Source organism: Luteococcus sp. (assembly GCF_043424415.1).
GTDB lineage: Bacteria > Actinomycetota > Actinomycetes > Propionibacteriales > Propionibacteriaceae > Luteococcus.
The window spans coordinates 1-9,676 of sequence record NZ_JBHWOO010000034.1 but is presented as its reverse complement, the minus strand read 5'-3'; the positions used below and the strand labels follow the sequence as shown (position 1 = coordinate 9,676).

Annotated in this window: 10 protein-coding genes; 2 read left to right on the top strand and 8 right to left on the bottom strand. The window is 67.5% G+C overall.

Annotation, left to right across the window (positions count from 1 at the left end; all coding sequences use genetic code 11):
- Positions 1-80: 80 nt before the first annotated feature.
- The 8 genes from ACHFFZ_RS01750 to ACHFFZ_RS01715 form a co-directional block, all read right to left on the bottom strand.
- Complete coding sequence (locus ACHFFZ_RS01750) at positions 81-1,340, bottom strand: glycosyltransferase family 4 protein (RefSeq protein ID WP_394274946.1); 1,260 nt, start codon at positions 1,338-1,340, stop codon at positions 81-83.
- 8 nt (positions 1,341-1,348) lie between these two features.
- The gene (locus tag ACHFFZ_RS01745) at positions 1,349-2,236 is read right to left on the bottom strand and encodes a glycosyltransferase (protein ID WP_394274945.1); all 888 of its coding nucleotides are present in this window, start codon (positions 2,234-2,236) and stop codon (positions 1,349-1,351) included.
- Positions 2,233-3,189, bottom strand: coding sequence for a hypothetical protein (locus tag ACHFFZ_RS01740; RefSeq protein WP_394274944.1), 957 nt, complete (start codon positions 3,187-3,189; stop codon positions 2,233-2,235). Before ACHFFZ_RS01740 ends, ACHFFZ_RS01745 begins: the two co-directional genes overlap by 4 nt.
- A 176-nt stretch (positions 3,190-3,365) precedes the next feature.
- Positions 3,366-4,337, bottom strand: coding sequence for a glycosyltransferase family 2 protein (locus ACHFFZ_RS01735; RefSeq protein ID WP_394274943.1), 972 nt, complete (start codon positions 4,335-4,337; stop codon positions 3,366-3,368).
- 33 nt (positions 4,338-4,370) lie between these two features.
- Entirely contained in the window at positions 4,371-4,919 is a 549-nt protein-coding gene (locus tag ACHFFZ_RS01730) for an acyltransferase (RefSeq protein WP_394274942.1), read from the bottom strand.
- The gene (locus ACHFFZ_RS01725) at positions 4,919-6,298 is read right to left on the bottom strand and encodes an O-antigen ligase family protein (protein WP_394274941.1); all 1,380 of its coding nucleotides are present in this window, start codon (positions 6,296-6,298) and stop codon (positions 4,919-4,921) included. The genes ACHFFZ_RS01730 and ACHFFZ_RS01725 overlap by 1 nt, the downstream gene beginning before the upstream one ends.
- A gap of 2 nt (positions 6,299-6,300) precedes the next feature.
- Complete coding sequence (locus ACHFFZ_RS01720; protein WP_394274940.1) at positions 6,301-7,155, bottom strand: hypothetical protein; 855 nt, start codon at positions 7,153-7,155, stop codon at positions 6,301-6,303.
- A 26-nt stretch (positions 7,156-7,181) separates the two neighbouring features.
- The gene (locus ACHFFZ_RS01715; protein ID WP_394274939.1) at positions 7,182-7,970 is read right to left on the bottom strand and encodes a WecB/TagA/CpsF family glycosyltransferase; all 789 of its coding nucleotides are present in this window, start codon (positions 7,968-7,970) and stop codon (positions 7,182-7,184) included.
- A gap of 679 nt (positions 7,971-8,649) precedes the next feature.
- Here ACHFFZ_RS01715 and ACHFFZ_RS01710 point away from each other — a divergent pair.
- Together ACHFFZ_RS01710 and ACHFFZ_RS01705 are read left to right on the top strand one after the other, a co-directional pair.
- Positions 8,650-9,180 carry a hypothetical protein gene (locus ACHFFZ_RS01710; RefSeq protein WP_394274938.1) on the top strand — a complete coding sequence of 177 codons (531 nt, stop codon included), beginning with the start codon at positions 8,650-8,652 and terminating at the stop codon, positions 9,178-9,180.
- Positions 9,181-9,267: 87 nt separating this feature from the next.
- Positions 9,268-9,676, top strand: a 409-nt coding sequence (locus tag ACHFFZ_RS01705; protein ID WP_394274937.1) for a fumarate hydratase, incomplete at its 3' end; no start/stop codon positions are given.

The window sequence follows — 9,676 nt, the reverse complement described above, 5'->3', positions numbered from 1 at the left end:
GGTCGGGGCTGAGCCCCGCTACGACGAAAGGGCCTGCACCAAGCGGTGCAGGCCCTTTCGTCGTCGTCAGGGCGTTCGGCTCAGTTGCCGCTGCCCTTCGCGGCACGCTCCTGCACGCCAGCCAGGAAGCGCTCCATGTCGGCCGCGGTCGAGGTGGTGGTGTAGCCCTCCAGCACGGCCTCGCGGCCCGCCTTGCCCAGACGCTGACGCAGTTCGGCATCACCGGCCAGCTGCGCAATGGCGTCGGCCACCAGATCGGCACGCCCCGGAGTGAGCAGGCGACCGGTCACCCCGTCGACGACCAGCTCGCCGATGCCATTGATGCGGGTGGCAACCACGGGCAGCTCGGTGCTGAGTGCCTCCATGATCACCACCGGTAGGCCCTCCTGGAAGGACGGCAGGCAGAAGACGTCGGCCCAGTGGTACTGCGCCAGGATCTCCTCCTGCGAACGATTGCCCAGCAGCTCGATTCGGTCGTCCAGGCCGCGCTCGGCCACCTCGGTCTTCAGACGGTCCATCAGTGCGCCGGCGCCCACGAAGCGCACCTGCACGTCGATGCCACGATCGCGCAGCTGCTCGACGGCATCCACCAGGACCGGGCCACCCTTCTCGGGAACCAGACGGCCTACGTCGAGGATGCGCAGCGGGCCGTCGTGCTCACGGCATGCGGGAGGTGCGAAACGCTCGGGCACGACACTCATGTGCACGATGTCCAGGCGTGGCCACACGACGGGATCAGCCATGCGCATCAGTTGGCTGCGGGTGAAGTCGGTGATGCAGGCCACACCGTCGGCCTGCTCGGTCTTGGCCTTCAGGTCGAAGGCGGTGACCTCCTCGAACTCGGTGGGGCCGTGCATGCTGAACGACCAGCACCATCCGGCATCCTCACCGTCGATAGCACGGCCCAGCGCCACGGTCAGGCGGGCGATGTCGGCTCCATTGTTGGCGAAGTGCGCGTGCACGTGGCGCAGGCCGCGCTCCTTCATCGTCTCGTACAGCTTGGCGGCCTCGGCCAGGTAGAAGACCTGCCAGGTGCGCTGCTTGAGGCCCAGCTCACCGCTGCCCAGCGCCTGCTTCAGCGCGGTTGCGTAGGCCTTCAGCTTGCCGGTGGCCAGACGGGCATTGCCCAATGCCAGAGCCTTCGGGTCCTCCTGCAGCACCACCGTGTTGGCGGCCTCGGTGCGCATGACCTCGCTGTGCAGGGTCGAGGGATCGGGCTTGCGAACGCTGAAGGTGTGCACCTCGACGCCGCGCTCGCGCAGGCCGAGCACCTCGCGCTCGATGAACACGTGAGAGACGGCGGGATACTGGCTCACCAGGTAGGCGACGCGAGTGGTCATGGTTCTCCTCAGGCTTGGTTCGGGCTTTGACGAGTGGACTCGTCGCGCTCCCAGACCGCAGCGGCCTGGGTTCCCGATGCACGTCGACGGGCCAGTGCCGTGACGGCAACGTAGGTGGCGGCGGCCGTGACCATCGTGGGATCGCGGCGTACCGACTGGAGCAGGGAACCCACGGTGCCTCCGGTGCTGCTGGCGCCATCCAGGTCATCAAGTTCCAGCTGTTCGGCGGAGCCAGCCAGCTCCGCATTGCCGCGGGCCACACGCGTGCGCACCTTCAGCAGCGCCTTGGCGGTGCGGGGCACCTGCACGGTGAAGACACCGGGGGTGTTGCGACGCTCGTCGGCGCGGAACAGACGCTGCACGAACAGGTCGTCGGCGGTCAGCTCCGGGAACTGCTCAAAGCGCGCGCGCCCAGCCGCGGAGATGCCGTAGACGCCCAGGCCCACCAGACCGTCGCGAACATAGGGCAGCACCACGAACATCCGGTAGAACTGGCGCACCACCAGATCGGCTCCGGTCATGTCGAAGTTGATGTGGGGGCTGGCGATGACCGCCTCGGAGCCCGAGAGCTCGGTCACCAGCGACTCGAGCGCGCCGGGGCCCAGCTCGATGTCGGCGTCCAGGTAGATGCGCGGCAGGGCGGTCGCGGCGGCGTCACCTGCATTGAGGGCGCCCACCTTGCCCGACTCGGGCAGGTCCAGCACCACCAGTCGGGCGAAACTGCCCTCGAAGGCGCGAGCACGCTCAGCGGTGTCGTCGCTACAGCCATTGGCGGCAACCACCACCTCGCAGGTGCGGCCCATTGGATCGGCGGCCAAGGATCGCAGGCAGCGCTCGATCACCGACCCCTCGTTGTGCGCGGGGATCACGATGCTGGCGGGCAGCGTCGAAGTCATTGCTTCCTCCCACGATAGGAATAGTGCTCGTCGAAGGGCGCCAAGTCCTTGTGGGCCTGGACACCGCGCTCCCGGCTGCACCACTCACCGTCGAAGGTACGCGAGATTCGAGACTTGAAAGCGGCATAGTCGGCCGCTGCCTCCTGTGCTGTCGGGAAGACAACCCGAGCGGCCGGATTGTTCAACCCATCGGCCAGTTCGGCCATGGTGGGCAGGGCGTAGTCGTAGGGCTCCTCACCGAACAGGTCGACCAGCAGGCGGACCAGCACCAGCCGGAAACGATTGTCGGTGAAGGTACCGGTGGAGCGCTGGAAGTGGCGGTAGGTGGAGATCACGTAGTTGAAGTGGACGATTTCCTCGGTCAGGCCGTCCTGCGCAATCCGGGTGGGGTCGGTGAGCGCCTGCGGGCGCAGCGTGGTGTCGAAGATGTGTTCCTCGCCGAGCATCTCGGCGCGATGCCCCATGTGCATCCGCGGTGGGAAGGAGCGCAGCCAGTCACGACGGGCGATGAGCTCCCACGTCGCTGCCAGGTGGGTCAGCCCCTTCTCGGCGTACCACTTGTCCCAGACCGGGGAGATGCCCAGGACGTCCAGGTCACGCTCCACGGCCTGCTCGTAGCGCTGGTCCAGGGCGCCGTCGTCCAGCAGGAAGAGGTCGGCGTCGTGCAGCAGGACGTGCGTACCGCGCGCGGCATTGATGCCGGTGATCACTTGCACCGCGTGGTTGTGCGACGGGTTCTTCAGCCTCGGCAGCACGGTGCGTTCGGGCTGGGGCAGCGGCAGCAGGGTCAGTTCACCCTGCCACCCCGCGCGCTCCCGTTGGACGATGGTCTTCATCTGGGGCGTCATGGTGTCCGGGATCACCAGGGTCTGCACGCGGTGTTGGGCAGCCTGTTGGCGGGTCACGGCCAGCGCCACCTCCAGGAAGACCGGGAGTTCACCGGGAACCGGCACCAGCAGGGTGTAGCCGGGGGTTGGAGCAGCGGCCGGTCGCCATGCGGCGAAGCGACAGTTCCAGTAACGCTCTCCAAGATGCAGAGGTCCAAGCTGCGATGATCCAAGATGCAGGGGGCCCAGCGACAGGGGTCCGCGACGCATGGCGTGTCCTTTCACGAATCGGCGCGATCTGCTCAGCGGTGGTTGACGTCGCGGCCGGTGGCGCGATCTGCGGCAAGCAGTCGCTTCTGCCACAAGCGTGCGCTGGCGGGGAGCAACTTCATGCTCGTGGCCTTGGCTCGCACCTTGCGATCATGGGGCATCAGCTCGGCGGCCTCGATGTAGGCGCTGCGGGCGGCGGTGTAGTCGCCGCGACGCAGGGCGTCGTCCCCCTGCGAGCCCATGACGCGCGGGTTTCCGGTCTTCAGCCGATGATCCAGGAAGTCGCTCTCCGCGGCATTCAGCCGGGTACCGAACTCGTCACGGAAGTTGGTCAGCATGGCGTCCTCGGCGGCCAGGACGGCATCCACATTTGTCATGGCGGAACCGGGCGTCCAGCGGTAGAGGGCGTGGGGTTCGGCCTGGGTGCGAACCTCCCACCCGCTGTGGATGGCGCGCATCCACAGCTGCCAGTCCTCGTTGTAGCGCAGCCCGACGGTCATCCCGCCCAGCTCCTCCCACATGGCACGGGGCATCACCGTGAAGATCGAGACGAAGTTTGCCTCCATGATCCCCAGTCGCTGCCGATCGGCCGGGACCGTTCCCCAGGGCAGCACACGGCGCTTGGGGTCGATTCCTCCGGCCGTCAGCAGGTAGGCCTCACAGGTGACGAAGGCGCGATCACCATCCTTGAGCAGCGCCACGGCCTGCTCGATGTGGCGGGGCAGGAGTACGTCATCGGCATCGCACAGGGCGATGTAGGCACCCTTTGCTGCGGCAACGCCCCGATTGCGGGCGGCCGAGACGCCTTCTCCAGTGCTGTGCACCACGGTGAGTCCGTCCTGGAAGAGGTCCAGGATCTGTCCGGTGCGGTCGGTAGAGCCGTCGTTGACCACGACGTGTTCCACATTCCCCCAGGTCTGGGCTCGAACCGAGTCGAGACAGGACCCGATCCATTGCTCGGCATTGCGAGCCGGGGTGATGACACTGACCAAAGGCTGGTCCACGATTGCTCCTGTGGAGGGACGGACGGTTGGCTTTCAGGGCTGTTTGCGCTGGCCGATCTCGCGGGAGGGTACGCCGCCGACGATGCTGTTGGGTGCCACGGTGCCACGGACGACAGCGTTGGCTGCGACCACGGCTCCGTCACCAATTCGAGCACACGGGAGGATCACGGCGCCAGCTCCGATCCACACGTCATTGCCGATCACCACGCCTTCGCCCTCCCACGGCTGGGAGGCGATCGTGCGTCCCGGCTGCGTGGCATGGTTGGAGCCGACGATGGTGATGTGCTGGCTGATCAGGCAGTCGGCCCCGATGATGATCGGGGCACCAGCGGTGCGGATGTTGTTGAACTCACCGATGTAGGTGCGCTCGCCGATCTCCAGACGCGAACCGGTCAGGCCACCGCCGTCGGTGACGGCCAGCACGGTGGGACCGAAGATGGCCACCTGGTTGCCCAGCGAGACCCGCGAGGCCTTGCCCATGAAGCGAACGCCACTGCCCACCAGGGCCTGGCGGTTGGTGGCGCGCAGACGTTCCAGAGCCACGGGTCCGGCCAGCACGGTGCGGGCGATGTCTTTGATCATCACGGATTCTCCTGACGCGATGGGAGCGGGATACGCAGGGCTGGCGCAACCAGCAGGTGCCGTGAGGCGATGCCGCTGATCAGCCAGACCAAGTTGTTCGGGAAGGGATAGGGGTTGGGGCTGCCCAGCGTGGGCAGCAACCACACGAACAGGGCACCGATGGTGACCAGCTGCCAGCCTCGGGCCTCCTCATGGGGAACCCGGCTGAGCAGCACCGCGGCGGGACCCATCAGCACGCACAGCACCCACAGCACCGCACCCTGGATGCCGGTCTCGGCGGCACGGCTGAGCAGCACATTGTGCACCTCGATGGTCACCGTCGTCAGCGGGATGGTGTCTGCCTGACGCACCCAGTCGATGTTCACACCGACGAAGTTGCCCCAGCCCACACCCGTGAACGGGCGGGACTCGATGATCTTCATGGCCGCGTCATTGGTGAGCACTCGGTCATAGATCGATCGCGACGTGGTCAGTCGCTCCACCAGCAGCGGCAGCAGGCCCGGGATGGCCATCAGTGCACCAGCGGTGGCCGCGGCGGCGGCAACGATGATCAGCGGCAAGCGGCGGCGAAGGGACGGCACCTGCAGCCCGATCACCAGGGAGCCGGCCAGCAGGGCCAGCCACAGCGTGCGGGTCATGGCCAGGGCGTCGCCGATGAAGCCCAGGGCCATCGCGAGCAGGGCCAGCTTGCGCCAGCGACCCGTGGTCATGGAGGCGAGCAGACCCGAGGTGAAGAAGCCCAGTGCGCAGGCCATGCCCATCGGCTCCGAGGCCAGGAAGGGGCCGCGTGCACGGCCGTAGCCGATGCCCGCATTGGGATTCATGATGGCGCTGGGGAAGACCATCCAGTCGAGGTGGGCGATCTCGGCGGTCGCGGTGATGCCCCAGTAGATGGTCAGAACCGTCATCAGCTTCAGCAGCAGGATGCGTCGGGCCCGGGTGGAGAAGATCACCGGTCCCACCGCAAACATGAGCAGGGGCATGATGATGCGGTCCACCAGCATGAACATCTTGTAGCCGTCGGTGGCCGTGCCCGTGCTGAACCAGGAGAACATCGTGACCAGCACGGTCAGCAGGCCCACCAGGTAGACCCAGCGCCAACGCCAGCGCTCCCGGTACGGGTCGAGCACCAGCAGGACGAGCGAGATCAGGAACAGTGGACGGTCCAGGGCGACGGGCAGGCCCAGCATCCAGGCATTGCCGCTGACCATGTTGAACAGCAGGCCGCCCAGGTAGCACCAGACGTAGAGCGGGATCGTGGTGTCGGCGCTGTCCTCACCACGCGCCGGATCGGGCGCCCGCAGGGGCGCGTCCGGGTGGGCGCCGCGTCGCAGGGACCTCGCCAGACCTCCCTCGCCCTGCGTCAGGATCGTCGACACGATCAGCGTCGCTTACGACGATCGAGGGTCACGGCCAGCAGCAGGCCCAGGCCGCCGCCGGCGATCACACCGAGCAGGCCGGTGCGCTGGATGAGCGACGTGCGGTTGTTGGACGACTCCTCGGCATCACGCACGATCACCAGATCGGCGGCCTGTGAGGCGTTGACAACCTGGTTCTGGTACTTGGCGCCCAGGGCATTCATGTGCTGCAGCTTCTGGGTCTCCAGCGCCATGGCCTTTGTCAGCTCGCCGCGGGCCTCCTCGATGCTGGCCTTGGACGAGGCCTTGTCGGCCTGCAGCTTGTCGAGGGTGTTCTGCGCCTTGGTCATGGCGCTCTTGGCAGCAGACCAGTCGGTGGTGGCCTTCTGGTACTCGGCGAAGGTCAGCTGGGGATCCAACTTGGTGCCCTCTCCGTTGGCGGCAGCCACCAGCTCCTCGGCGGTCTTCTTGGTGGCGGCCTTCACCGCGGCCAGATCAGTACCGGTGCCCTCCACTCGGATGATGCTCGACTCCGGGATCGGCGAGGCGGCCATGTAGACGCCCTTGGTGGAGCCATTGCGCAGGCCCTGGTCATTGATCCAGCGGGCGTAGTTGGAGGCCATGTCGCGGGCTGCCAGCGGGAAGCCGGCGATCGCGCCGGTGGCCAGGTCTCCGGTGCCGACGGCCACGCGGGCCTCGGCGGTGTAGGTCACGGGCTTGGCGGAACCCAGGCCAACCCCGGCGACAGCCCCGAGCAGCGTCATGATCAGGGCAGGGATCCAGTGGCGACGCAAGGACTGCATGGGGCGGCTGACGGCCTCGGCCACGGGCTCGACCTCTGCACGGGACAGCGAGCTGCTGGGGATGTGGTTGCTCATCGGAAACTTCCTGTGGATGGGTGAGGTCAGCGGAGTGGATTGAGGGTGCGAGCGCGCGTGGCGACCGACCGGGTGAGAAGGCTCAAGGTGAACGGAACGCCATGGCGCAGGTAGCGATCGGCCAGGCGGCGCGGCTCCTGCAGCAGGCGGTGCAGCCATTCGACGCCCAGCCGCTGCACCAGAGGATTGGCGCGGGGAACGTCACCGGCTGCCATGTCGAGGGCACCACCGCAGCCCACGAACCAGGCCTTGGGCAGGGCGTCGAGCATGGCCATCCCCACGCGCTCCTGACGCGGGAATCCCAGGGCGACGAAGACGACGTCGGGGCTGGCGGCCGCCACCAGGTCCACTGCCTGCTGCAGACCCTCGGGGGTGGCGTCGAAGCCCTTCTCGGGGCTGTGGGTGCCAACCACCTGAAGGCCGGGGTTCGTGGACTGCAGTGCTCGGCCGGCGCGCTCCGCGACGCCGGGTGCGGCGCCGAACAGGAAGATGCGCACCCCGTCGGCGGCTGCGCGCCGGGCCATCAGTGGCACCAGCTCGGCGCCGGTGACCCGTGCAGGAAGGGGATCGCCCAGGATGTGGCTCGCCCAGACCAGCGGCATCCCGTCGGCCACCACCAGACGGGCGTGCTCGAGCACGTCGGGGGCGGACTCCAGCTGCCGCATGATGTCGGTGTTGACGGTGAGCACCAGGCCGCCGTCGGCGCCGGTGCGAACGGCATGGGAGATCACGTCCAGCGTCTGGTCTTCGGTGACCGCATGGAAACGGACCCCGTCGATCGTCGCGGTGCGCAGTGACTCGACGTCGTCGCCCATCTGTGCGCGGCCTCGACCGTACTCACTACCCATCAAAGTTCCCCCGAAACCGTTGCCCATTGCGGGTGTCTCGCTGCGACGATACAAGCGCTGAGAGTAGCTTGCCCGTCAAACCCAGCTCTCGCTCAGGGAAGTTGCAGGCCGCTGCGAGGCCCGCCTGTTCGTGGTGGGAAGCAGTGGCACGATTGGATCACGAGTCCGGGAGGTTGTCATGGATGACAGTTGTGCCGAGGAGCATGGTCACGGCGCCCAGACGCGCGATGGCCAGACCCACGGGGGATGGGCCGACGGCCCCGATCGTGACCGCTGGAGCTTCTCGTCGCCCAGCTCGACCATGAGCAGTCACCCGTGGCAGGGCTCCAGTGTGGTTCCCGCCACCGCGCAGGCGGCTCGCGAGCGGCACGAAGCAGTCGCGCCGATGGCCGTGCCCCGCCCCGGTCCTGAACCGCAGCAGCGCACCGTGCGGGAGATGTTCGAAGCCGAATGGCAGCAGCCAGCTCCCGCCATGCCCGCTCCAGCATGGCAGCCCCACGACCAGGCTCCGCCCCAGCCGGGTTGGCGTCCACCCGCGGACCCCGGACGGACTGCGGCGGGCCAGATCAGGTTCGCCAAACCCATCGGGAAGACACAATCGGCCAGGGGCCGCCCCGGTGTGGGTCAGGCAGGGACTGGGCAGACGATGGGCAAGCTGGTTGCGGTCCTCGCCCTGGTTCCCATTGCCGTCAGCTCCGTGCTGGGGTTGATGGGCAAGGATGGGTCCGTCGAGGGCACGCAGCCGCCGGCCCAGGTGCAGGTGGATGGCGGGGCCGGCGATGTGACATTGCAGGTGAGCACCGGGGTGGGCAGATATGAACTGCCCGACAGGTGGAGCGCGATGCCCGGCGATGCAGTGGACCGTTTCCAGAACGAGTTGACGCCAGGTGCCTGGCTCACGGTGCAGCGAACTCCCAGCACCAGTGAACCGCTCGAGTCCCAGTGCCTGTCGCAGGCGCCGGTCATGGATGGGCGGCAGCCGGTCCCCTTGCCGGCGCCACCGGGAATCGCCGGTGCACCGGCCGTCGCCCTGGAGGGCACTGGTGAGGCCGGAGGCAGCCTCACCTGGTGCCTGGAGCATGACCGCGACGTGGTGGTGCTCGTCGGCGGGTCTGCCAGCGCGGACCGGGTTGTGGTGGAGGAGGCCATGACCCGGGTGGCCGACAGCTTCCAGTGATCCTCCTCGATTTGGTTTGACCACACCCCCGGCCCGGTGGAATCCGGCCTCGTGACAGACTGGGGCCAGTCCAACGAAGGAGTGAAGATGGCTGAGTTTGCCTACGAGGACATGCTGCCGCTCGGCAAGGATGAGACGCCCTACCGCCTGCTGACCACCGAGGGTGTGAAGGTTTCAGAAGGTCCCGGTGGACGCAAGTTCCTGGAGGTGGCTCCTGAGGCCCTCACGCTGCTGGCCGAGACCGCCATGCACGACATTGCGCACTACCTGCGCCCCGCACACCTGGCCCAGTTGAAGAAGATCATGGATGATCCCGAGGCCAGCCCCAATGACAAGTTCGTCGCGCTCGACCTGCTGAAGAATGCCAACATCGCCGCTGGTGGCGTGCTGCCCATGTGTCAGGACACCGGCACCGCGATCGTCTCCGGCCACCGCGGCCAGCACGTGCTCACCGAGGGGCCCGACGAGAAGGCCCTGAGCCTGGGCATCTACAACG